We start from the raw sequence: 22,934 nt of genomic DNA on the forward strand, positions 1-22,934 counted from the left end.
GGATGCCCCTCATGTCCTTTCGCCTGGTCGTCGCCACCGCGGTCATCGCCTGTGCCACGCTGCCCGTCACGGCACAGGCGCAGGGCAGCCTCAATATGCTCTGCGCGCCGGCCGCCGATTGGTGCGAGGCGATCGCCGCCGCCTTCCAGCGCGACACAGGCGTGCGCGTCTCCATGGCGCGCAAATCCGCCGGCGAGATCCTCGCCCAGATCCGGGCGGAGGCGCAGAACCCGCGCACCGACATCTGGTTCGGCGCTTCCTCCGAGACGCATATCTCGGCCGCCGAGGCGAATCTGCTGCAGCCCTATACCTCGCCCAACATGGCCAACCTGCATCCCTGGGCGCAGCGCGTGCATGCCATGTCCGGCGAGCGTTGCGTCGGCGTCTCCTCCGGCGCCATCGGCCTGGCCTGGAACCGGGAGTTGATGGCGCGCAAGAACCTGCCACTGCCGACCAGCTGGGCCGATATGCTGAACCCGGCCTATCGCAACGAGATCCAGCTGCCGAATCCGAATTCCTCCGGCACCGCCTACACCATCATCGCCGGACTGGTGCAGCTATGGGACGAGGATCGCGCCTTCGCCTATCTGGCGCGGCTGCATGCCAATGTGAACGCCTATACCCGTTCCGGCGCCGCGCCGATGCAGGCGGTATCGCGGGGCGAGACGGCGCTGGCGGCCGCCTTCAACATGGAGGTGATCTCCATGCAGCAGGCCGGCTTCCCGATTGAGATCGCCTATCCCAGCGAGGGCACCAGCTATGAGGTGGCCTGCATGTCGATCATCCGCGGCGCCCGCAACCTGGCGCAGGCGCGGCGCTTCTACGACTGGTACTTGACGCCAGCGGCGATGGATATCGGCCCGAAGGTCAACCAGTTCCACGCCCCGGCGCATCGTGGCGCGACGCCCGATGCGCGCATCCCCGACATCTCCGCCATCCGGCTGGTGGATTACGATTTTGCGGCATTTGGCCAAGCCGATACGCGCCGGCGCATCCTGCAGCGCTGGGACCGGGAGATCGGCGCGCTGCCGCGCTGATCCTCGCATCGACCGAACAAGAGAGTATTCGAATGACCTACCGCCCCCTCGCGCTCGCCGCGGCCTTCCTCCTGCCGGCGCTGCCCGCCGCCGCGCAGGGCCAGCTCAACCTCTACTGCTCCGCCACGCTGGAATGGTGCCAGCCGATCGCGCGTGGCTTCGAGCGTGAGACCGGCATCCGCGTGAACCTGACCCAGAAATCCACCGGCGAGATGCTGGCGCAGATCCGCAGCGAGGCGCGCAACCCGCGTGGCGACGTGTGGTGGGGCGGCACCGGCGACCCGCATGTGGCGGCCGGCGAGGAGAACCTGACCCAGCCGCATGAGAGCCCGCGCATCGCGGAGCTGCATGACTGGGCGCAGGCGCAGTGGCGCCAGACGCAGGGCCGCACGGTGGGCGTCTATGCCAGCGTGCTCGGCTTCGGCTTCAACACGGAGCTGATCGCGCGCCGCAGCCTGCCGGCGCCGCGCTGCTGGGCGGATCTGCTGAACCCCGCCTATCGCGGCGAGATCCAGATGGCCAATCCGAACAGCTCCGGCACCGCCTATATCATCATCGCGACGCTGGTGCAGATGATGGGCGAGGAGCCCGCCTTCGACTACCTGAAGCAGCTGCACGGCAGCATCAACGCCTATCCACGCTCCGGCACCGCGCCGATCACGGCGGTGGCGCGCGGCGAGACGGCGCTGTCGCTGTCCTTCGTGCACAACGCCGCCGAGGAAGCCGCGGCCGGCTTCCCCGTGGGGCATGCCGTGCCGTGTGAGGGCACGGGCTACGAGATCGGCTCCATGTCCATCATCCGCGGCGCGCGCAACCTGCCGGCGGCGCAGCAATTCTACCACTGGGCGCTTTCGGCACCGGCGCAGATCATCGCATCCCAGGAAGCGAAGAAGCTGCAGACCATGGCGAACCGCGGCGTGCCGCTGACCGAGGGGGCGCCGAACATGGCGACCGCGCGGATCATCGACTACGACAATGCCCGCTTCGGCGCGAGCGCCGAGCGCCGCCGCCTGCTGGGCCGCTGGGACAGGGAGGTCGGCGCGCTGCCGCGCTGAAGCCAAGGCCATGTTCTTCGGCACCTCCTTCTTCTTCTGGCTGATCGCGGCGCTCGGCACGCTGGTCCTGCCCTGGCACATGCAGCAGGACGGGCTGACGCTCGCCGGGTTGTTCGCGCTCGGCCGTGGGGAGGCGGAGGCGGCCTCCGCCCTGTCGCAGGCGGCGCAGTTTGGGCGCTTCTGGTTCTGGCCGGTGATCGCCGGCCTGCTGTTGGCGTTGCCCGGTGCGCTGCCCACGGGGGAGCGGGCGCGGCGCGCGCGCTTCCTGGTCTGGGGCGGCGGGTTGGGCCTGGCGGCGCTGGTGCTGCAAGGGCTGGCCATCGGCATCCAGGGCTGGAACTGGCCTATGCTGGCGCGGCTGTTCGGGGAGCTGGAGGATCGGCAGTTCGGCATCGGCCTCGGCGGTGCCCTCGCCTTCGCTGGATTCTTGATCCTCCTGACCGATGGCCTCGCGCTGCGCGGCTACTTCAAGGGCGACCGCTTCGTCTCAGGCGCCGTCGGCCTGCTGGTCGCCTCCATCCTCGTCTTCACCGCCTGGCCGGTCGGCACCGTGCTGTCCGAGATGTTCACGCCGCGCGCCGATCTCACCCTCGGCGCGGCGATGGCGGAGCGGCTGTTCGACAGCAAGATCTGGGGCCTCGGCTGCGTCACCGGGCGGGTGAACTGCGGCGTCTTCTGGAACACGCTGCTGCTGGCGGTCTCCACCGCCACCGCGGCCACCACCCTCGGCCTGTGCTTCGCGCTGATCGTAACCCGCAGCGGCTTCCGCGCGAAGAAGCTGCTGCGGCTGCTGACCGTGCTGCCGATCATCACGCCGCCCTTCGTCATCGGCCTGGGCCTGATCCTGATCTTCGGCCGCTCCGGCGTGTTCAATCAGATCGCCGAGTCCGTCTTCGGGCTGGAACTCGGCCGCTGGATCTACGGCTTCAACGGCGTGATGCTGGCGCAGGTCTTCTCCTTCACGCCGATCGCTTTCCTGGTGCTGATCGGCGTGGTGGAGGGTGTGTCCCCTGCCATGGAGGAAGCCTCCCAGACGCTGCGCGCCAGCCAGATGCGCACCTTCCGCGCGGTGACACTGCCGCTGATGCTGCCGGGCCTGGCCAATGCCTGGCTGGTGGTCTTCGTCGAGAGCCTTGCCGACTTCGGCAATCCGATCGTGCTCGGCGGGTCCTTCGGCGTGCTGTCCACCGAGATCTTCTTCGCCGTCGTCGGCGCGCAGCAGGATTTCGGCCGCGCAGCGGTGCTGGCGGCGGTGATGCTGGTGGTGGCGCTGACCGCCTTCATCATCCAACGCAGCGTGGTGGGCAAGCGCAGCTATGTCTCGATGACCGGCAAGGGCGATGTCGGCCTGCCGACGAAGCTGCCGCCGCCGGTGCGGCGCGTAGCCTTCGCCATTGCCATCCCCTGGGCCATCCTGACCGTCATCGTCTATGTCATGGCGCTGGCCGGCGCCTTCGTGCGGGTCTGGGGGCGCGACTGGACGCCGACCTTCAGCCATTTCGAACGCGCCTTCGCGCTGGAATGGTCGCCAGCGGGCGCGCTGATCTTCTCGGGCGGCGCCTGGCATTCGCTGTTCACCACCATCCAGCTCGCGGCCATCGCCGCCCCCATCACCGCGGGCCTCGGCCTGCTCGCCTCCTGGGTGCTGACACGGCAGCACTTTGCCGGCCGAACGGCGCTGGAATTCGCGCTGATGCTGACCTTCGCCGTGCCCGGCACGGTGATCGGCGTGGCCTATATCCTGACCTACAACCTGCCGCCGCTGGAGATCACCGGCACCGCCGTGATCCTCGTCGCCTGCTTCGTCTTCCGGAATCTCCCGGTCGGCGTGCGCTCCGGCGTCGCGGCGATGAGCCAGCTCGACAAGTCGCTGGACGAGGCCGCGGTGACGCTGCGCGCCTCCACCTTCCGCACGCTGCGGACGGTGGTGCTGCCGCTGCTGAAGCCGGCCATCGTCACCGCGCTGGTCTATTCCTTCGTGCGCGCCATGACGACGGTCTCGGCCGTCATCTTCCTGGTCTCGGCGGAATATGAGATGGCCACGGTCTTCATCATCAACCGCGTCATCAACGGCGACTACGGCCTGGCCATCGCCTATTGCGCCGTGCTGATCGTGCTGATGATGGCGGCGATCGGGCTGATCAACCTGCTGGTCGGGCGCCGCAACCTCGGACGCCGCGCGGCCGCCATCCCCACACCTGCTCCAGTCGGAGGCCGTGCGTGAGCATCCCCATCAAGACGACCGGGATCAAGACAACTGGCGCGGAAGTCCGCCTCACCGGCCTCGGCAAGCGCTACGGCCAGGTGCAGGCGGTGAAGCCGCTGGACCTGGTGATCGAGGGCGGCACGCTGGTGACGCTTCTCGGCCCCTCCGGCTGCGGCAAGACCACGCTGTTGCGCATGATCGCCGGACTGGAACAGGCGACGGAGGGCCGCATCTTCATCGGCGGCCGCGACGTCACCCTGCTGTCCGCCGGTGAGCGCAACGTCTCCATGGTCTTCCAGTCCTATGCGCTCTTCCCGCATATGTCGGTGCTGGAGAACGTCGCCTATGGCCTGATCTCCTCCGGCGAGAAGAAGCGCGATGCGCATGCCAAGGCGGAGGCGGTGCTGGAGACCGTGGGGCTGAAAGGCTTTGGCGGGCGGCTGCCCTCCGAGATGTCCGGCGGCCAGCAGCAGCGCGTGGCGGTCGCCCGCGCTCTGGTGCTGGAGCCCGATGTACTGCTGTTCGACGAGCCGCTGTCCAATCTCGACACCCGCCTGCGCCGCACGATGCGGGAGGAGATCCGCGCGCTGCAGCAGCGCCTCGGCTTGACCGTGGTCTATGTCACGCATGACCAGGCGGAGGCGCTTGCCGTCTCCGACAAAATCGTGGTGATGCGCAATGCCGGTATCGCCCAGGCCGGCGCGCCGGAGGTGCTCTATGCCAGCCCAGATTCGGTCTTCGTCGCCACCTTCATGGGCGAGGCGAACCATGTGCGCGGCGTCATCGAGAGCGTTTCGGGCGAGCATTGCGTGCTGGCGCTGGACGGGGCCCGGCTGACCCTGCCGGGTCGTGGCCTGCCGCCCGGGCCGGTGGATGCGGTGATCCGGCCGGAGGCAATCCGCATCGCCGCCCCCGATGCACCAAACGGGCTGGCGGCGACGGTCGCCCGCGCCACCTATATGGGCTCCCACACCGAGTATTACTTCAGCACCGCCGTGGGCGAGCTGTTCGCCCAGGGCGCCGACCGCCTGCGCCGGCGCCAGCCGGGGGAGAAGGTCCGGCTGCTGCTGGATGAGGAGGGCGTGGTGGTGGTGCGGCCTTAGGGCCGCCAAGGCCGTCGGCTTCGCCCGCGCATCGTGCCCAGCGCGCGGTGACGGCAGGTCCTCCCCGCGCTGCCGCCATGATGCCGCGGTGCGCCGGACAGACCGTGCGCGCTCTCCTGATCGACCCTGACGCGCCTGGCGCCGGTGCGCCGGCCTGGGTCTGGATGGTCTGAGCGGCCGGGTGCCCGCCGTGGCCTGTGACAGCATCGGGCAGGCCACGCGTTGGCACTGGCCAGTGGACAGGACCCCTGGCCACTGAAATACGCTTGGGCCCCGCCGCCAGGAACGCGCCATGGCCCGTCCACGCCTCGCCTTCGTCAGCATCGGCCAATCCCCGCGCGAGGACATGGTGCCGGAGGTGCTTGCCTTAGCCGGCGCGGCGCCAGGCGAGGTGGAGTTGCAGGAATTCGGCGCGCTGGACGGGCTGGACCCGGCCGGCATCGCCGCCGGTGCGCCGCGGGAGCGGGAGCCGGTGCTGTTTACCCGGCTGGGCGGGGGTCAGCGCGTGCGGCTCGGCGCCGGCTTCCTGGCACGCCGCCTGGCACCGCTGCTGCACCGGCTGGACGGCGCGGGCCACGACCTGATCGTGCTGGCCAGCACCAGCCTGTTCCAGCCCTATCGCCTGCGCACGCCCTTCGTGCATGCGCAGCAGGTGGTGGATGCGTGGATCGGCGCGCTGGTGATGGGGGAGGCGCGGATCGGCGTGATCCATTCCCTGGAGGAACAGCATCGCGGCTCCGCCCATGGCGCCCTGATCCAGAGCGCGCGCGCCGTGGCGCGGGAGGATGACATCGCCGATTTCAACGAGGCGGCGCAGCGGCTGGAGGCGGCCAACCTCATCCTCATGCACTCCGTCGGCTATACGGAGGCGATGGCGGAACAGCTCGCCGCCCGCACCGGCAAGCCGGTGGTTACCGCGCGGCGCATCCTGGCCGGCGCGATCCGGCTGCACCTGGTGGCGCTGGCCGCGCGCCCGCCGCCTGGGCATGAAAGCGAGCCCCTCCAGGCATTGATCGACCGCCTGCCGGGCCAGACGGAGAGCCTGACGCCACGGGAGCGCGACGTGTTGCTGGCGCTGCTGCGGGGCGACGGCAACAAGGAGATCGGCCGCCACCTCGGCATCAGCCACCGCACCGTGGAAATCCATCGCGCAAGGGTCATGGCCAAGCTGAATGCAGGCTCGCCGATCGAGCTGTTCCGGCGGCTGATGCTGGTGCGCGATCTGTAGCCTGCCCGAAAAGCGGCAGGACTGCCCGCTTTGGCGGCGCCCACGGCCGCGCGGATAAGGAGCCGCCCTTATTCAGCCCGGGCGTCGCGATCTGCAAAGCTGCCTGGCGATACTCCCGGCCGCCACGCGCGTGCCGCTCCACGGATTAGGTGCAGGCCAGATGGCAGACGCGGCGAACCGCTACCGGATCGGATTCGATATCGGCGGCACCTTTACCGACTTCATCCTGCTCGACCGCGCCACCGCCACCATCCGCCTGCACAAATGCCTGACCACGCCGCAGGACCCCTCCGAGGGCGCGCTCGCCGGTCTCGCCGCGCTGGTAGCGGAGGCCGGGCTGGCGCTGTCCGACATTTCCGAAATCGTGCATGGCACCACGCTGATCACCAACGCGCTGATCGAGCGCAAGGGCGCCTCGCTCGGGATGATCACCACCGCGGGTTTTCGCGACGTGATCGAGATGGGCACGGAGCAGCGCTACGACATCTACGACCTGTTCCTGCAATATCCGGACCCGCTGGTGGCGCGCCGGCACCGGCTGGAAGTGCCGGAACGGCTGGACCGCGACGGAAAGGTGGTGACGCCGCTGGATGTGCCGGCGGTGCAGCAGGCGGCGCGTCAGCTGGTGGCGGCGGGGGCGGAGGCGATCGCCATCTGCTTCCTGCATGCCTATCGCAACCCGATGCATGAGAAGGCCGCCGCCGCCGCGATCCGCGCCGAATTCCCGGACCTCGCGCTGTCGCTTTCGAGCGAAGTGGTGGCGGAGCTGTGGGAGTACCAGCGCTTCGTCACCACCTGCGCCAATGCCTATGTGCAGCCGCTGATGGACCGCTACCTGGCGCGGCTGGAGCGTGAATTGTGGGGCCGCGGCTTCCGCGGCGCGCTGCGGCTGATGCAATCCGCCGGCGGCCTGGTGGGCCCCGAGGCGGCGCGTACCTTCCCGATCCGGCTGCTGGAATCTGGGCCCGCGGGCGGCGGCCTGGCCACTGCCTTCTTCGGCGGGCTGGTCGGCAAGACGGACGTGATTTCCTTCGACATGGGCGGCACCACGGCCAAGGCCTGCATGATCGCCGACGGCGCCTGCGAAGTGGCGCCGATGATGGAAGTGGCGCGGCTGCACCGCTTCAAGAAGGGCTCCGGCCTGCCGATCAAGGCGCCCGTGATCGACATGATCGAGATCGGCGCCGGCGGCGGCTCCATCGCCAGCATCGACGAGGTGGGACTGCTGAAGGTCGGGCCGCATTCGGCGGGCGCCGATCCGGGCCCAGCCTGCTACGGCCGCGGCGGCACCCAGGCCACCGTGACCGATGCGAACTTGATGCTCGGCTATTACGATCCCGGCTTCTTCCTCGGCGGCCGCATGGCGCTGGACAAGCCGGCGGCGGAGGCCGCGCTGGCGGCGGTGGGCGCGCAGCTCGGCCTTTCGGCGGTACAGACGGCCTGGGGCATCCATCGCACGGTAACCGAAAGCATGGCCGCAGCAGCGCGCATCCATATCGTGGAGAAGGGCAAGGACCCGCGCCGCTACGCCATGGTGGGCTTCGGCGGCGCGGGTCCGGCCCATGCGGTGGAGGTGGCGCGCATCCTGGGCGTGGAGGAGGTGCTGATCCCGCCCGCATCCGGCGCCGCCTCCGCGCTCGGCTTCCTTGCCGCGCCGCTGTCCTTCGAAAGCGTGCGGTCCCTGCCCGTGGCGATGGACGATCCGGCGGCGCCGGCGGCGATGCAGCAGGTGCTTTCGGAACTCGCGGCGGAAACCGCGGCGATGCTGACCTCCGCGGGCATGACGCAGGCCGAGCTCACCATCGAGCGCAGCGCGGACATGCGCCTCGCCGGCCAGATCCATGAGATCAACGTGCCGCTGCCGGATGGCGCCATCACGGCCGACACCCTGCCCGCGGTGATGGAGGCCTTCCGGCGCGTCTATTCCGCGCGCTTCACCTCGGTCTACGAAGGTGTCTCCGCCGAGATCGTCTCCTTCCGCGTGCGCGCCGCCGGCCCCGCACCGGCGCTGACCGTGGCGCAGGCGGATGCACCGGCCGGCGGCGTCGCGCTGAAGGGCCGCCGCATGGCCTGGTTCGGCGACCGCTTCCACGACACGCCGGTCTATGACCGCTACGCGTTGGCCTCCGTGGGCACGATCCACGGCCCCGCCATCATCGAGGAGCGCGAGGCCACCACCATCCTCGGCCCGCAGGACAGCGTGACGGTGGGTGCCGCCGGCACGCTGCGCATCCGCGTGGGCGTCGCTGCCCCCATCGCCGCCCGGATCACTCCGGCCACGCCGATCGCCGAGGCGCGCGCGCTGATCGAGGCGGATCCGGTCTCGCTCGAGATCATGTGGAGCCGGCTGGTGACGATCGTGGAGGAGATGTGGCAGGCCATCTGCCGCACCGCCTTCAGCCTGATCGTCTCCGAGGCGCAGGATTTCGCCTGCGACATCCTGGATGCGGATGGCGAATCGCTCGCCCATTCGCCGCGCGCCATGCCGGTCTTCAACCTGACCCTGCCGCGCGCGGTGAAGGCGATGCTGCAGAAATACCCGGCCGAGACGCTGCGGCCGGGCGATGTGCTGATCACCAACGACCCCTGGCTGTGTGCCGGACATCTGTACGACATCGCCATCGTCACGCCGGTCTTCATGGATGGGCGGCTCGTGGCGCTGATGGGCACCGTCGGCCATGTCGGCGATATCGGCGGCATCAAGGACGGCCTGAAAGCGCAGGAGATCTTCGACGAGGGCCTGCAGATCCCGCCTGCCAAGCTGTACCGCGCCGGCGAGCCCAACGACACGCTGTTCGACATGATCGCGGAGAATGTGCGCAAGCCGGAGGAGGTGCTGGGCGACCTGCATTCCTTCATCGCGGCCAATGCGCAGGGCGGCGAGCGGCTGCTCGGCTTCATGCGCGACTATGGCATGCAGGACCTGCGCGCTTTGGCCGCCGTGGTGCAGGGCCGCGCCGAACGCGCCATGCGCGATGCGATCCGCGCGCTGCCGGACGGCGTGTATCACTCCACCGTCAGCAATGCCGCGCTGGGCCGCACGCTGCACTATCCGCTGAAGCTGACGGTGGCGGGTGACGAGATCGAGCTGGATTTCGAAGGCGTGCCGGCGCAGCTGCCGCTGGGCGGGCTGAACTGCACCTTCAGCTACACCGTCGCGCATGGTTCCTACCCGCTGAAATGCATGCTGAGCCCGCAAGTGCGGGGCAATGCGGGCTGCTACCGGCCGATCACGGTGAAGGCGCCGGAAGGCTCCGTGCTGAACTGCACGCGCCCCGCCGCGGTGGCGCTGCGCACGCGCACGGGCTGGTATCTGGCGCCCAACATCTTTCGTGCATTGTCGGATGCGGCGCCGGACCGGGTGCAGGCGCATACGGGTCTGCCGGTATCCGTGAAGGTGCATGGGTTGGATGCCAAGGGGCGGCTCTATGCCGACCACTTCTTCATGGGCGGCGGCCAGGGCGCGAGTGCAGCGCATGATGGAAAGTCGGCGCTGCTCTGGCCGACCTCGGCCGCCAATACCTCGATCGAGCTCTTCGAGACGCGGTCGCCGGTGCTGGTGGTGGAGAAGTCACTGGTGGCGGATTCCGGCGGCGCCGGGCAGCATCGCGGCGGCCTCGGCACGCGGACGCGGATGCGCAAGCTGCATGATGACGGGCTGCCGACCCAGGCCTCCGTCGCCGCGGAAGGCGTGGGCGTGGACTCGCCCGGCCTCTTCGGCGGGTTGCAGGGCGGTGCGGCGCGCGGCGCGGTGCTGGACCGCGACGGCAACCTCATCCGCGATTGCGGCACCGGGGAACTGGTGACGCTGACCGATACCAGCCGGATGATCGAGGTGCGGCTCTGCGGCGGGTCCGGCTTCGGCGATCCCGCTTCGCGCAGCGCCGCGCTGGTGGAACGGGACTTGCTTGAAGGCTATGTCAGCACGGGTGCGGCAGGGGCCGCGTCCCAGGCTGCGGAATAGGAGACGACGCATGAACCGCCGCGAACTCCTCCTCGGTGCAGGTGGCCTGGTCGCCGCCTCCTCGCTCAGCCCGGCCTATGGCTTCGAACGCGAGGGCAATCGCCGCATCCTGGTCTTCTCCGGCAACCAGCCGGTGCCGATCCTGGACCCGCACCAGCGCTACGACTGGTCCACGCGCATGATGCAGCGCTGCCTGTATGACCCGCTGGTGCGCTACGAAGGCACGCCCGCGCGCATCATCCCCTGGCTGGCCGAGAGCTGGGAGACCAGCGCGGATGGCCTGACCTGGACCTTCCGCCTGGCCGGCAATGCGAAGTTCAACAATGGCGACGTGCTGGATGCGGAAGCCGTGCGCTTTTCCTTCCAGCGCGGGCTGCGGCTGAACAAGGGCATCTCCTGGATGCTGTCGCGCCACCTGAAGCCGGAGAATATCGCGGCGGTGGATGCGCGCACCGTGCGCTTCACGCTGGAACGCGCCTATCCCGACTTCATCTCCTTCCTGCCGCTGTGGTTCGTGGTAAATCCGAAGCAGGTGATGGCGAATGTGGAAGGCGACGATGACGGCCAGAAATGGCTGACCACCAACGCCGCCGGCTCCGGCCCCTTCACCATCCGCCGCTGGGATGGGCAGAGCGTGATGTCGCTGGCGGCGGTGCCGGAGTACTGGAAGGGCTGGCCGATGTCCGACGCCGACCGCCCCGCCGGCGTGATCTTCCGCGTCATGCGCGAATCCGCCCCCCGCAAGGCGGCCCTGCAGCGCGGCGAGGTGGATATCGCCGCCGGGCTGACGCCGGACGACCTCGAGCAGCTCGAGCGCATGCCGAACATGGTGGTGACGAACGACACGGGCGCCGCGCCCTTTGCCATCATGATGAACACGCAGAAGGGCCCGACCGCGGATATCAACCTGCGCAAGGCCATTGCCTATGCCTTCGACTACGAAGCGCTGATCGCCATCCACAAGGGCGACGCCAAGCTGCTGGACGGCCCCTTCCCCTTCGTGACGGAGGGCCGCATCACGCTCGACATGCCGCGCCAGGACCTGGATCGCGCGAAGCAGTACATGGCGCGCACCGCCACGCCGCAGGGCGGGTTCGAACTGGAATACCTGCAGGTCGCGGGACATGAGGTGCAGCGGCAGATCGGGCTGGTGCTGCTGAATGCGCTGCAGCCGCTCGGCATCCGCGTGAACATCGTGGGTCAGCCCTGGCCGACGCTGATCGGCCGTGGCGCGAATCCGGAAACGGCGGCGGCGATGACGGCGGTCTATGTCACGCCCGTCACCACCTCCCCGGATACCGTTGCCTCGCAATACGCGTCCTCCGCCGCCGGGCAGTTCTGGGGCATCCATCATCTGCGCGATGCGGAGATCGACCGCATGGTGGCGGAGGCCGCGGTGGAGCTGGATACCGCCAAGCGCATGGCGCTCTACGCCACCATCCAGCGGCGCGTAGTGGAGCTTCAACCGGTGGTCTTCGGTATGGCGGCGAACCAGCGCTGGGCGATGCGCAGCTATGTGCGCGGCTTTGCGCACCAGGCGCTGAACCTGACGGGCGAGGTGGATCTCTACCCCCTTTTCGCCGCGCGCGGATGAGCATGGCGCGCTACCTGGCCGGGCGGCTGGCCCATGTGGCGCTGATGCTGCTCGGCCTGGTGGTGATCACCTTCGTGATCGCCAATGTCACGCCTGCGGACCCGGCGGCGCTGGCGGCCGGGCCGGATGCGACACCGGCGATGGTGGCGACGATCCGCGCCGAGTATGGGCTGGACCGGCCACTGCCGGAGCAGTTCTGGCGCTACGTCACGGACCTCGCCCAGGGCCGCTTCGGGCGGTCGCTGACCAGCGGCAATACGGTGGGCGAGGATCTTTTGCGTTATGTGCCGGCGACCTTCCAGCTGGTGATCCTGGCCATGGGGTTCGCATGCGCGGTGGGCATTCCGCTCGGCATCCTCGCCGCCGTCTGGCGCGGGTCCTGGCTCGACCATGGGATCCGCGTGCTGGCCGTCTCCGGCATCGCGCTGCCGGCCTTCTGGATCGCGCTGCTGCTGCAGATGGTGGTGGGCGTCTGGTGGGGCTGGCTGCCGACCGGTGGCATCATGTCCATTGCCGCCGATCCGCCGCCCATCATCACCGGTATGGTGCTGTTCGATTCCCTGCTGACCGGGCAATGGGACAGTCTGCGCGATGCGGCCGCGCATGCGGTGCTTCCGGCCTTCGTGCTGTCCCTGCCCTGCCTCGCCTCCGTGCTGCGGGTGAACCGCGCGGAGATGATCGAGGTGCTGGGCTCGGACCATGTCACCGCCGCCCGCGCGCATGGCGTGATGCCTTCGCGCGTGATCGGGCTGCTGGCGCTGAAGAACGCGATGCTGCCGACTCTCGCGATGATCGGCCTGCGCTTCGGCTGGATGCTGGGCGGCACGGTGCTGGTGGAGACGGTCTTCGACTGGCCCGGCATCGGCCTCTATGCCGTGAATTCCGCCATCGCCGCGGACTTCAAGCCGGTGATGGGGGTGACGCTGGTGATCGGGCTGATGTTCATGCTGGCCAATCTCCTGGTGGACCTCGCCTATGGCTGGCTCGATCCGCGGACGCGCGGCGCATGAGCGAGGCGAGCCTTCCCGCCTCGCGCCTTACGCGCTTCGGCACGGAACACGCAGGCAGCATCCGCCAGGCGCGCTTCTTCGTCTGGACTTTTGGGCGCAGCCCCTCGGCCATGCTGGGCCTGGCGCTAGTGCTGGCCTTCCTGCTGCTGACGCTGATCGGGCCCTGGATCGTGCCCTATCCCGAGCATGCCCGTGGTGCGGTGAACCTGGCGAACCGGCTGCAGCCGCCTTCCGCCGCGCATTGGTTCGGCACGGATGAGATGGGCAGCGATATCCTGACGCGCGTCATCATCGGCACCCGCACCAGCTTCTGGATCGGCGTCACCATCACGGGCCTCGCCGCGCTGGTCGGCGTGCCGCTCGGCATCGCGGCCGGCTATTTCGGCGGCCGCATCCGCGCCGTCATCATGCGCGTCACCGATGTGTTCCTGGCCGTGCCCGGACTGGTGCTGGCGCTGGCCATCGTCGCGGCGCTCGGCCCGGGCATCCTGCATGGCGTGCTGGCGCTCGCCATCGTCTGGTGGCCCGGCTATGTCCGGCTGATCGAGGCCAAGGCGCTGACGCTGCGCAGCGAATCCTATGTGGAGGCGGCGCGCACCATGGGCGCCTCCCACGCCCATATCCTGTGGCGCCACATCCTGCCCAATTGCGTCAGCCCGCTGGTGGTGAAAGCCAGCATGGATATGGGCATGGCGATCCTGGCCGCGGCCTCGCTCGGCTTCATCGGCCTCGGCGCCAAGCCGCCGGCGCCGGAATGGGGCGCGATGATCGCCATCGGCCGCACCTACATGCCCGACTGGTGGTGGTATTCTGCCTTTCCAGGCCTGTTCATCTTCCTCACCGTGCTCGGCTTCAACCTGTTCGGCGACGGGCTGCGCGACACGCTCGACCCACGGAGTTCGCGCGGGTGAGTTTGATCCGTATCGAGGATTACCGCCTGGCCTTCGACGGTTTCGAGGGCCGGGTGCATGTGCTGGACGGCATCGACCTGGCGATCGAGGCAGGCGAATCCGTCGGCATCGTCGGCGAGACCGGCTGCGGCAAATCCGTGTTGGCGCGCAGCCTGCTGCGGCTGAACCCGTCGCCGCCGGCGCGCGTCGTCTCCGGCGCCATCCGCTACGAAGGGGAGGACATCCTGGCCATGGGCGGCGGCGCGCTGCGCCGTCTGCGTGGCGGCATCATCGGCATGGTGTTCCAGGACCCCGTCACCTATCTGAACCCGGTCTTCACCATCGGCCGCCAGATGGCGGAAGTGCTGCGCGCGCATGAGCCGGACCTCTCCCGCGCCCAGCGCCGTGCCCGCTGCATCGAGCTGCTGGAGTCCGTGCGGCTGCCAGATGCCGCGGCGCTGCTCGGCCGCTACCCGCACGAATTGTCGGGCGGCATGCGCCAGCGCGTGCTGATCGCGGAGGCGCTGGCCGGTAACCCGCGCGTGCTGGTGGCGGATGAGCCGACCACGGCGCTGGATGTTACCATCCAGCGGCAGATCCTGGCGCTGATCGCGGATCTCGTGGCGCGGTTGGGGCTGACGCTGATGCTCATCAGCCACGACCTCGGCGTGATCGGCGCCGCCTGCCGGCGCATCGTGGTGATGTATGCGGGCACCATCGTCGAGGATGCGCCGGCGGAGGTGCTGTTCGCCGCGCCGCAGCACCCCTATACGCGCGGCCTGCTCGCCGCCATGCCGGATCTGCGGCAGCCGGACCATATGCCGGCGGGCATCCCCGGCAGCATCCCGAACCTGCGCGACCCGCCACAGGGCTGCCGCTTCCATCCGCGCTGCCCGCTGGCCATGCCCGTCTGCCGCACGACCAAGCCCGTGCTGCGCGGCGCGCCGCATGCCGTGGCCTGCCACGCGGTGTCGCCATGATTCCGCTGCTGGAGGTGCGCGACGTCACCGTGCGCTTCGGCGCCCATGCGGCGGTGCGCGATGTGAGCCTGGCGCTGCAGCCCGGCGCGGCGCTCGGACTGGTGGGTGAATCCGGTTCCGGCAAATCCACCCTGCTGCGGGTGCTGCTGCGGCTGCAGGAAGTGGCCGCGGGCCAGGTGCTGATGGATGGCGCGGAGATCACCACGGCGCGGGGCACCGCCCTGCGCGCGCTGCGGCGCGACGTGCAGGTGGTGTTCCAGAATCCCCATTCCGCGCTGAACCCGCGCCTGAGCGTGCACGACGCAGTGGCAGAGCCCCTGCAGATCCAGGGCGGGCTGAGCCGCACGAAGCTGCGCGCGCGGATCGATGGTCTGCTGGACGATGTGGGCCTCGGCCCGGAATTCCTGTGGCGCTTCCCGCATGAGTTATCGGGCGGCCAGAAGCAACGCGTCTGCATCGCCCGCGCGCTCGCACCCGGACCGCGCGCGCTGCTGCTGGATGAGCCGACCTCGGCGCTGGATGTCTCGGTTCAGGCGCAGATCATCGACCTGCTGCGCCGCCTGCGCGCGCGCCATCAGCTCGCCTTCCTGTTCATCTCGCACAACCTCGCCGTGGTGCAATTGCTGTGCGAGGAGATCGCGGTGCTGCGGCAGGGGGAGGTGGTGGAGCGCGGCCCGGTGGCGGAGGTGCTGCACGCGCCGGCGCATGACTACACGAAGGCGCTGCTTGCCTCCGTCCTGCCGCCCGGCATCAACCGGCTCGACCCACCCGCCGGCTGACCAGCCCTTGGATGGCGGCGCGCAACCGGCCAGGATCGCCTCATGGCGAAGCGGATCGAGATCCTGGTCGGCGCGGCCATCGGCCTCGGCATGACGGCGCGCGCCGCGGTGGATGGCGGGGCGGACTGGTGCTGAGCGCCGGCCGGCTGCGGGCGATGGCGGCGCCGGTCTTCGGGCCGGGCGACAAGCTCGCCGGGGCGCTCGCCACGCCGGAAGCCGAGGCCGCGGCGCGACCGATCCTTGTGGAGGCGGCGGCGGCCCTGACCTGCCGGATCGGCGGCGAGATGCTGGAATGGCCGCGCCTCGCCACGGCGTAGCCTGGCCGGCAGGACTGAACGGGCGGGCTTCAGAAACGGACCAGGGTAAGCCCATCCTATCGCACGGGCTTCACTCCAGCCTCGCGCCGGAAATGCGGATCACCTCGGCCCATTTCTCGGCCTCCCGCCGGATATGCACCGCGAACTCCTCCGGCGAGTTGCCTATGAGGCGGCCGCCCTGTTGCAGCAGGGCTTGGCGCGTCGCGGGGTCCTGCAGGGCGTCCCGCACCGCGCGGTGCAGCACGGCGACACGGTCCGCCGGCATGCCCGAAGGGCCGATCAGCCCATAATAACTCTCCGACTCCACGCCGTTGACGCCCGCCTCCGCCATGGTTGGGATATCGGGCAGAGCTGGGGAGCGTTCGGCGGCGGTAACCGCCAATGCCCTGATGCTGCCGGAACGCACATGGGGCAGCATGACCGGCACGTCGCCGAACATCATCTGCACCTGCCCGGCGACGAGATCGGTCACCGCCGGCGCCGCACCGCGATAGGGCACGTGTAGCAGCTCGATTCCCCCCGCGCGGGCGCGAAACAGCTCCGCCGCCAGATGCAGCGAGTTGCCGCTGCCGGAGGAGGCGAAGGCGAGCGCGCCAGGCCGGCGTCGCGCCAGGGCCACCAGCTCCGCCACGCTGTTTGCAGGCACCGCAGGATGCACCGCCAGCACCTGAGGCACGGAGATGGCGAGCGAGATGGGCTGGATGTCGCGCTCCACCTGGTAGGGCATCTGCGGCATCAGGTTCGGCAGCACGGAGAGCGCGCCGCTGCTGCCGACGCCCAGCACCGTCCCATCCGGACGCGCCCGCGCCACCGCCTCCACGCCGATCACACCGCCGGCGCCGGCACGATTTTCGACGACGAAATTCTGGCCGAGCTGCGCGGCCAGGGCACGCGCGAGCAGGCGGCCGACAATGTCCGCCGGGCCGCCGGCGGGAAATGGCACGATGATGCGGACCGTCTGGTCGGAACCGCCTGGCTGCGACCATGCGCGCGGCGCGGCGAGCAGCGCCGCGAGTCCAGCCGTGGATGTGGTGAGGCTCCGCCTTTTCAGCATGTTGCTTCCTCCCTTTGAATTCAGCGCGGCGCGTCGCCGTGCAGATCGAGTGACCAGGCGTCGGGCACCAGGCGGTATCCGTCGCCCTCGCGTGCAAGATGCGCCATTGCGGGAAAGTGCAGATGCATGCCGGCGAAGGCCTGGCGATCCACCGCCAGGCGATCGAACAGCCGGCGGCGCGTCTGCTGCGCCTGCGCGGGATCCACATCGACCATCATGGTGACCTCGGGCCGCGGCACCTGCAGCTCCTGCACATGCACGATGTCGCCCCAGATGAGCAGTGACTCCCCGCCCGAGGCCAGCATGAATCCGCTATGGCCCGGCGTGTGGCCGGGCAGCGGCACGGCCGTGACACCGGGAAAGACCTCGCCGCCGGTGAAAAGCTGCGTCCGGTCGCGATAGGGCGCGAGATGCGCGCGGGCGTCGCCGAAGAACATCTGGCGGCGCGCCGGATCCGCCACGCGCATCATCGCGGCATCGTCGTGCCAATAGGCATGTTCATCGGCATGCAGATGCAGCGCGGCCTTGGGGAACAGCGCCGTGCCCTGCCCGTCCGACAGCCCACCGACATGGTCGGGGTGCAGATGCGTCATCAGCACCGTGTCCACCTGGGCCGGCGCCACGCCGGCGGCGGCGAGGTTCGCGGCCAGGAAACCCACCGTGGGTTTCGCCGGCCCGCAGCCGGTATCGACCAGCGCGATGCGATCGCCGTTGCGGATCAGGAAGCCATTCACCGCGGTCCGCCGTGGCACAGGGCGGAAGGCGGCGTGCAGCATCGCCGCAGCCTCCTCCGCCGGAATCCCCAGCACGGTGCTCATCGCCACGTCCTGATGCCCGTCATGCAGCGCGGTGACGCTGATATCGCCGACGCAGCGATGGTACACGCCCGCCACTTGTCGCATCGCCTCGTCGGCCATGGCCGCCGTCCCCGTTATGGCGTCGGCAGGCCGAGGCGCTGGCGCGCCTCCTGCGGCGTCGCGATGCCGATGTCGAACTCCTCCAGGATACGGCGGATCTTCTGCACCTGCTCGGCATTCGACTTGAAGAGCCGGCCGGGGCGTTCGGTGACGTTGTCTTCCTGCCCGATGCGCACATTGGTGCCCATCAGCGCGCCATAGGCCGCTGCCCGCATGTTGTCGGGGCCGGTGCCATGCGTGAAGATCACCGTCTCCTCCCCGAACAGCCGTTCCGTCGTGCGCTTCATGTGCAGGAGATGGTCGATGTCGGACGGGATGCCGCCGAGGATACCGGTGAGAAACTGCACGATGATCGGCCGCGGCAGCTTCTTCGTCTTCAGATGGTGCTCGAGGATATAGAGGTGCCCGACATCGTAGCATTCGAACTCCATCAGGAATCCCTGCTCCAGGAAGATGTCGATCAGCCGGTCGATCTTGGCGAAGGTGTTCTGGGTGACGATGTGGTGTGAGGCGGGGCCGTAGAATTCCCGTTCCCATTCATGCTGGAACTCCGTGGTGCCCTGGTCCTGCGCCTTCTTGAAGCGGCCGTAATTCATCGAGCCCACGATCACCGTGGCGATCTCCGGCCGCATCACCATGGCGGCGGAGGCACGATCCTCCGCGGTGTTGCCCATCGAGCAGGACATGTTGATCACCGCGTCGCATTGCGCGCGGACCTGCGGGATGAAGCTCTGCCAGATGGCGGGGTCGTTGGTCGGGCGGCCATCCTTCGGATCGCGCGCATGGAAATGCAGGATCGCCGCGCCGGCCTGCGCGGCCTCGACGGATTGGGTGATCATGTCCGCCGCCGTCACCGGCAGATGCGGCGACATGGAGGGGGTGAGCGTTGCGCCGGTGACGGCGCAGGTGATGATGACGTTCTTCTTCGGCTTGGCCACTTGGCGTTCCTCGTCTTGGTTGAAGTCGGGCTCAGTGTTCGTCGCGATAGGCGGTGGCAAGCATCGCCGGACGTTCGGAGAACCGGGCATGCCAGGCCGCCAGGGCCGGCCGCCCGTCGCGCCACGCCAGCGCGGCGTGGCGGAAGTCGAGATGTGCCAGGGCGCAGCCGATGGCGATGCTGCCCGCCGTCACCGTCTCCAGCCCCGCCACCTCAAGCTCCAGCCGATCCAGCGCGGCGGCGATCTTGAGGCCATGGGCCGCGGCGTGGGGCGCGGAGCCGAGCGGGCCGCGCAGATCCTCGCCGAGCCGCCGGACGGAATTCTCCATGATGCCGTCGCCCAGCGCCTGCAGACGCAGCACCGCGAAGCGCGGCCCGACCTCCTCGGGCAGCAGCCGATGCGGGCCGTGATGCCGGTCCAGCCATTCGACAATGACGGCGGAATCGAACAGCGCCGTGCCGTCCGCCAGCAGCAGGGTCGGAATCTGGCTGAGCGGGTTATGCGCCATCACCTGCGCCTGGCAGGCCGTGGCGGAGACGACGACGCGGTCGAGCGCGATGCGTTCCGCGATGCCCAGCTCATGCGCCGCGGCCACCACCTTCCGGGCGAAGGGGGAGCGGGAGGACCAGAACAGCCTCATCATAATTCGCGGGCCATCAATCCAGCCTCACCCCGGCGCGCGCGATGACCTGCCGCCACCTGGCACGTCCTTCCTCGATCGCCACGGCCAGCGCCTCCGGCGTAACGCCCGCGGGGATGGTTCCCATGGCGCGGAAGCGCTCGCGGATGCCGGGAAGGCGCAGCACCTCGTTGAACACCGCATTCAGCCGCGCCAGTACAGCCGGCGGCAGGCCTGCCGGCCCGGCGAGATACAGCAGGGAGGAGGATTCGAAGCCTGGCAGCGTCTCCGCGATCGCAGGCACTTCCGGCATGTCCTCGGAACGCCGCAGGGTGGAAATGCCGAGCACCCGGAGCTGGCCTTCCAGCACCGGCGGCATCATCAGCGTGGTGCCGTCATTCGCCACCTGCACGCGGCCGGCAACCAGGTCGATCAGCCCCTGGGCGGAGCTGCGATAGGGCACATGTTCCATGCGCAGCCCGGCCTGGCTCAGGAACAGCTCCATGCCTAGATGGCTGGTGGAGCCGGGCCCCGTGCTGGCAAAGCTCAGCCGGTCCGGATTGGCCTTTGCATAGGCGATCAGCCCCGCGACATCCCGCACCGGCAGCGAAGGATGCACCACCAGCACATTCGGGGCCTGTGCCAGCTGCACGATCAGACTGAAGCCGTGGACCGGGTCGTAGGGCAGGCGGGAGAACAGGAAGGGGTTGGTCATCTGCACGCCCGGCGTGCCGATCAGGATGCTGTGGCCATCCGGCGCCGACTGCGCGACATACGCCGCGCCGACGACGCCGGCCTGGCCCGGCCGGTTCTCGATCACGATGGGCTGGCCCAGGCGTGGCGCTGCCTCCTCGGCCAGCAGCCGGGCCATCACATCGGCGCCGCCACCGGCCCCGAAGGGCACCACCCAGCGGATCGGGCGGTTGGGATAGGCGGCGGGCTGCGCCTGGGCGCCCGTTGCCGCGCAACCTGCCAGGGCCGCGCCGGCCAGCAGCGATCGTCGCATCATCATCGGATCACCGTGCCGCCGGCTGCTCGGCCTCGGCGATCCAGCGGCGCCAGAGCAGTGACTGCGTGCGGATTTCCTCGGCGGATGCCGCGCCGCCCAGATTGCCGCGGGTGCTGTAGGCCTGCTGCGCGGCCTGGGCGACTTCCGGCGAGGCCACCGCCTGGTCGATCGCCGCTTCCCAGGTCGCGCGGATTTCCGGCGGCAGGTTGCGCGGGCCGGCATACATGAAGAAGTTGCGCAGTGAGATATCCACGCCCTGCTCGCGCAGCGTGCGGACATCCGGCGCATAGCCATGGCGCTCGTCGGTGATCGCACCGATCGAGCGGATATCGCCCGACAGCACGGCCGGCACGTGCACGCCACCCGAGATCGTCACATCGGCATGGCCACCGAGCACGAGTTGCAGCGATTCCGCCGAGCCCCGCGTCTGCACGGAAACGATCTCAATGCCGAACTGCCGCGCCATGCGACCCGCCACCAGCTCCTGCAACCGCCCCGTCGCGCTCAGCGTGATAAAGCCGCGCTGGCGAGCCGTGGCCACCATGCTGGCGATATCGGTGATCGGGCTCGCCCGACCCGCGACCAGCGCATATTCGATGGAGCCGATGGTACCGAGATAGTCGAAGTCATCCGGCATGTAGCGCGGGCGTTCGGAGATATAGGGATCGAGCCCGAAGACGGAGGTCGAGAACAGGCCGATAGTCATGCCATCCGGCCGGATATTGCGGATCTCGGCCGCGGCGATGGTGCCACCGGCGCCGCCCTTGTTCTCTGTGATGACGGTCCAGCCGCGCTGGTTCTCGATGACCTTGGCGACGGCACGGCCGATGACATCCGTGGTGCCGCCGGCGCCGAAGCCGATGATGATGCGGACCGACCGCCGCGGATCCCAATTCGCCTGTGCGGCGGCGGGAAGGCTGTGCAGCGCGGCCAGCAGCACCGCTAACACCGATGTGGCGCGCGCCCAATTCCTCATGGTCCGTCCCCCTTGCGCCACCCGGTCTTTGTGCCGGGCGTCCGGCGGCTCTCGCCACCGATTATGGATAACGATGTTACCCTAATATGTCGCAGTGTCCGGGGTCAACGGTTCGTAAGGCGGTCAGACGATCAGGCCGTGCGGCATGAGGCTCTGGCTGGGGGCGAAAGATTCGGCCTCGGGCAGCGGCCAGGCATCGCCGAGCCGTGCCGCGCAGTCCCGCACCAGCCCGCCGAAGCGCTGGAAGTCCTCGGGCGTGGCGCGGGAGATGGGGGCGGTGATGCTGACGAAACCGACGCAACGCCGGGTCTTGGCCTCCGCTGCGTCGGCGGCGGTCCAGATGGGCGTGGCGATGGCGGCGATGCCAGCCTCATTCTCCTGGTTGCTCAGGGCGAGGCCGGAGCGGCGGATCTCCTCCAATTGTGCCAGCAGCGCCTCCAGCGTTGTCACCGTGTAGGGCGTCAGCGCCTCAAGCCGCCCCTCGACGACCCGCGCCACCTGATCGTCCGGAAGCGTTGAAAGCCAGGCCTTGCCTGTGGCTGTGGCATGCGGCGCCATGGGCGTGACGGGATCGACCTGCAACCGCTGGCGGCGGCCGACCGCAGCCATCACCCAGCGTGGCTGGCCCTGGTCGAGGACGGAGAACAGCACCAGTTCGCCACATTCATCCGCCAACTGCCGCAGCACCGGTTGGCACTGGCCCAACAAGCGGTTACGCGACAGCACGCGCAGACCGAGATTGCTGACTTTGAAGCCGACGAAGTAGAATTTACTCTCGACATGGCGGTAGAGGTAGTTTTCCTCCTCCAGCGTCATGAGGATGCGTAGGGCGATGTTCTTGTTCACATCGAGGCGCCGCGCGATGTCCGACAGGGACATGCCGGCGTCGGAATCCGCCAGCATCTCGATCACCGCCAGCGTCCGGCGCACCGTCACGAGGCTCAGGCCCAGCTCCCCCGCTTCCTCCGTTTTCTTCGCCATGCGTACTCCATCAAGATCCAACCCGCGCAATATAACGCGGTGCGTGCCGCTCTGCGAAACGCGGCCCCAGGCAGGATCGTGGCTGGCGTGATGGATTGGGGCGCCGTCTAGGACATAACGGCATGCCTTATCCCGATCGAGAGACCATCGGTGCAAAGCCTCGGAAAGAGGCTGCATCGCTCTACGCGCTGGGCACCCGGCGAGCGTTCCGCGGTGAAGTCGCTGAACGAAAAAACCCCTGCAAACCTTTCGGCCTGCAGGGGTTTTTTTGTTATTC

The 22,934-nt window shown here is 69.1% G+C and carries 19 protein-coding genes; 12 read left to right on the plus strand and 7 right to left on the minus strand.

Annotation, left to right across the window (positions count from 1 at the left end; translation table 11 throughout):
- Positions 1–11: 11 nt before the first annotated feature.
- The 12 genes from ACVFYP_RS22855 to ACVFYP_RS22910 all read left to right on the plus strand — a co-directional run bounded on the left by ACVFYP_RS22855 (position 12) and on the right by ACVFYP_RS22910 (position 16,163).
- Positions 12–1,037, plus strand: coding sequence for an ABC transporter substrate-binding protein (locus ACVFYP_RS22855; RefSeq protein WP_499202521.1), 1,026 nt, complete (start codon positions 12–14; stop codon positions 1,035–1,037).
- 32 nt (positions 1,038–1,069) lie between these two features.
- A complete protein-coding gene (locus ACVFYP_RS22860) occupies positions 1,070–2,092 on the plus strand; it encodes an ABC transporter substrate-binding protein (RefSeq protein ID WP_499202522.1) in 1,023 nt (340 codons plus the stop codon).
- Between the two features lie 10 nt (positions 2,093–2,102).
- Positions 2,103–4,316: an ABC transporter permease gene (locus ACVFYP_RS22865; protein WP_499202523.1), complete on the plus strand. Its 2,214-nt coding sequence runs from the start codon at positions 2,103–2,105 to the stop codon at positions 4,314–4,316.
- Entirely contained in the window at positions 4,313–5,401 is a 1,089-nt protein-coding gene (locus ACVFYP_RS22870; RefSeq protein ID WP_499202524.1) for an ABC transporter ATP-binding protein, read from the plus strand. Before ACVFYP_RS22865 ends, ACVFYP_RS22870 begins: the two co-directional genes overlap by 4 nt.
- Positions 5,402–5,693: 292 nt before the next feature.
- Positions 5,694–6,629, plus strand: coding sequence for an AroM family protein (locus ACVFYP_RS22875; protein WP_499202525.1), 936 nt, complete (start codon positions 5,694–5,696; stop codon positions 6,627–6,629).
- Positions 6,630–6,789: 160 nt separating this feature from the next.
- The gene (locus ACVFYP_RS22880; RefSeq protein WP_499202526.1) at positions 6,790–10,593 is read left to right on the plus strand and encodes a hydantoinase B/oxoprolinase family protein; all 3,804 of its coding nucleotides are present in this window, start codon (positions 6,790–6,792) and stop codon (positions 10,591–10,593) included.
- A 10-nt stretch (positions 10,594–10,603) separates the two neighbouring features.
- Complete coding sequence (locus tag ACVFYP_RS22885; protein WP_499202527.1) at positions 10,604–12,187, plus strand: ABC transporter substrate-binding protein; 1,584 nt, start codon at positions 10,604–10,606, stop codon at positions 12,185–12,187.
- A gap of 2 nt (positions 12,188–12,189) precedes the next feature.
- Positions 12,190–13,197 (plus strand): ABC transporter permease, encoded by a 1,008-nt coding sequence (locus ACVFYP_RS22890; protein ID WP_499202528.1) that lies wholly within the window; start codon positions 12,190–12,192, stop codon positions 13,195–13,197.
- Entirely contained in the window at positions 13,194–14,108 is a 915-nt protein-coding gene (locus tag ACVFYP_RS22895; RefSeq protein WP_499202529.1) for an ABC transporter permease, read from the plus strand. The genes ACVFYP_RS22890 and ACVFYP_RS22895 overlap by 4 nt, the downstream gene beginning before the upstream one ends.
- Positions 14,105–15,067 (plus strand): ABC transporter ATP-binding protein, encoded by a 963-nt coding sequence (locus ACVFYP_RS22900; protein WP_499202530.1) that lies wholly within the window; start codon positions 14,105–14,107, stop codon positions 15,065–15,067. Before ACVFYP_RS22895 ends, ACVFYP_RS22900 begins: the two co-directional genes overlap by 4 nt.
- Entirely contained in the window at positions 15,064–15,846 is a 783-nt protein-coding gene (locus tag ACVFYP_RS22905) for an ABC transporter ATP-binding protein (RefSeq protein ID WP_499202531.1), read from the plus strand. Before ACVFYP_RS22900 ends, ACVFYP_RS22905 begins: the two co-directional genes overlap by 4 nt.
- 128 nt (positions 15,847–15,974) lie before the next feature.
- Positions 15,975–16,163 carry a hypothetical protein gene (locus ACVFYP_RS22910; RefSeq protein ID WP_499202532.1) on the plus strand — a complete coding sequence of 63 codons (189 nt, stop codon included), beginning with the start codon at positions 15,975–15,977 and terminating at the stop codon, positions 16,161–16,163.
- 70 nt (positions 16,164–16,233) lie between these two features.
- On the opposite strand, the gene ACVFYP_RS22915 is transcribed toward ACVFYP_RS22910, so the two are convergent.
- The 7 genes from ACVFYP_RS22915 to ACVFYP_RS22945 form a co-directional block, all read right to left on the minus strand.
- Positions 16,234–17,217, minus strand: a complete 984-nt coding sequence (locus tag ACVFYP_RS22915; RefSeq protein ID WP_499202533.1) for a tripartite tricarboxylate transporter substrate binding protein — start codon at positions 17,215–17,217, stop codon at positions 16,234–16,236.
- 20 nt (positions 17,218–17,237) lie between these two features.
- The gene (locus ACVFYP_RS22920; protein ID WP_499202534.1) at positions 17,238–18,134 is read right to left on the minus strand and encodes an MBL fold metallo-hydrolase; all 897 of its coding nucleotides are present in this window, start codon (positions 18,132–18,134) and stop codon (positions 17,238–17,240) included.
- Positions 18,135–18,148: 14 nt separating this feature from the next.
- Positions 18,149–19,072, minus strand: a complete 924-nt coding sequence (locus tag ACVFYP_RS22925; protein WP_499202535.1) for a beta-keto acid cleavage family enzyme — start codon at positions 19,070–19,072, stop codon at positions 18,149–18,151.
- Positions 19,073–19,103: 31 nt separating this feature from the next.
- The gene (locus ACVFYP_RS22930; RefSeq protein ID WP_499202536.1) at positions 19,104–19,715 is read right to left on the minus strand and encodes a glutathione S-transferase family protein; all 612 of its coding nucleotides are present in this window, start codon (positions 19,713–19,715) and stop codon (positions 19,104–19,106) included.
- 13 nt (positions 19,716–19,728) lie between these two features.
- Entirely contained in the window at positions 19,729–20,700 is a 972-nt protein-coding gene (locus tag ACVFYP_RS22935; RefSeq protein WP_499202537.1) for a Bug family tripartite tricarboxylate transporter substrate binding protein, read from the minus strand.
- Positions 20,701–20,707: 7 nt separating this feature from the next.
- Positions 20,708–21,676: a tripartite tricarboxylate transporter substrate binding protein gene (locus ACVFYP_RS22940; RefSeq protein WP_499202538.1), complete on the minus strand. Its 969-nt coding sequence runs from the start codon at positions 21,674–21,676 to the stop codon at positions 20,708–20,710.
- Positions 21,677–21,799: 123 nt separating this feature from the next.
- On the minus strand, positions 21,800–22,657 hold the full coding sequence (locus tag ACVFYP_RS22945; RefSeq protein ID WP_499202539.1) for an IclR family transcriptional regulator: 858 nt from the start codon (positions 22,655–22,657) through the stop codon (positions 21,800–21,802).
- Positions 22,658–22,934 lie beyond the last annotated feature (277 nt).

It is taken from the genome of Roseomonas sp. F4, assembly GCF_053891155.1.

What these genes read in the sequence shown, in the direction of transcription:
- ACVFYP_RS22855 (WP_499202521.1), top strand. Translation starts at nt 12, where the DNA reads ATGTCCTTTCGCCTGGTCGTCGCCACCGCGGTCATCGCCTGTGCCACG.
- ACVFYP_RS22860 (WP_499202522.1), top strand. Translation starts at nt 1,070, where the DNA reads ATGACCTACCGCCCCCTCGCGCTCGCCGCGGCCTTCCTCCTGCCGGCG.
- ACVFYP_RS22865 (WP_499202523.1), top strand. Translation starts at nt 2,103, where the DNA reads ATGTTCTTCGGCACCTCCTTCTTCTTCTGGCTGATCGCGGCGCTCGGC.
- ACVFYP_RS22875 (WP_499202525.1), top strand. Translation starts at nt 5,694, where the DNA reads ATGGCCCGTCCACGCCTCGCCTTCGTCAGCATCGGCCAATCCCCGCGC.
- ACVFYP_RS22880 (WP_499202526.1), top strand. Translation starts at nt 6,790, where the DNA reads ATGGCAGACGCGGCGAACCGCTACCGGATCGGATTCGATATCGGCGGC.
- ACVFYP_RS22885 (WP_499202527.1), top strand. Translation starts at nt 10,604, where the DNA reads ATGAACCGCCGCGAACTCCTCCTCGGTGCAGGTGGCCTGGTCGCCGCC.
- ACVFYP_RS22890 (WP_499202528.1), top strand. Translation starts at nt 12,190, where the DNA reads ATGGCGCGCTACCTGGCCGGGCGGCTGGCCCATGTGGCGCTGATGCTG.
- ACVFYP_RS22895 (WP_499202529.1), top strand. Translation starts at nt 13,194, where the DNA reads ATGAGCGAGGCGAGCCTTCCCGCCTCGCGCCTTACGCGCTTCGGCACG.
- ACVFYP_RS22905 (WP_499202531.1), top strand. Translation starts at nt 15,064, where the DNA reads ATGATTCCGCTGCTGGAGGTGCGCGACGTCACCGTGCGCTTCGGCGCC.
- ACVFYP_RS22915 (WP_499202533.1), bottom strand. Translation starts at nt 17,217, where the DNA reads ATGCTGAAAAGGCGGAGCCTCACCACATCCACGGCTGGACTCGCGGCG.
- ACVFYP_RS22920 (WP_499202534.1), bottom strand. Translation starts at nt 18,134, where the DNA reads ATGGCCGACGAGGCGATGCGACAAGTGGCGGGCGTGTACCATCGCTGC.
- ACVFYP_RS22930 (WP_499202536.1), bottom strand. Translation starts at nt 19,715, where the DNA reads ATGATGAGGCTGTTCTGGTCCTCCCGCTCCCCCTTCGCCCGGAAGGTG.
- ACVFYP_RS22935 (WP_499202537.1), bottom strand. Translation starts at nt 20,700, where the DNA reads ATGATGCGACGATCGCTGCTGGCCGGCGCGGCCCTGGCAGGTTGCGCG.
- ACVFYP_RS22940 (WP_499202538.1), bottom strand. Translation starts at nt 21,676, where the DNA reads ATGAGGAATTGGGCGCGCGCCACATCGGTGTTAGCGGTGCTGCTGGCC.
- ACVFYP_RS22945 (WP_499202539.1), bottom strand. Translation starts at nt 22,657, where the DNA reads ATGGCGAAGAAAACGGAGGAAGCGGGGGAGCTGGGCCTGAGCCTCGTG.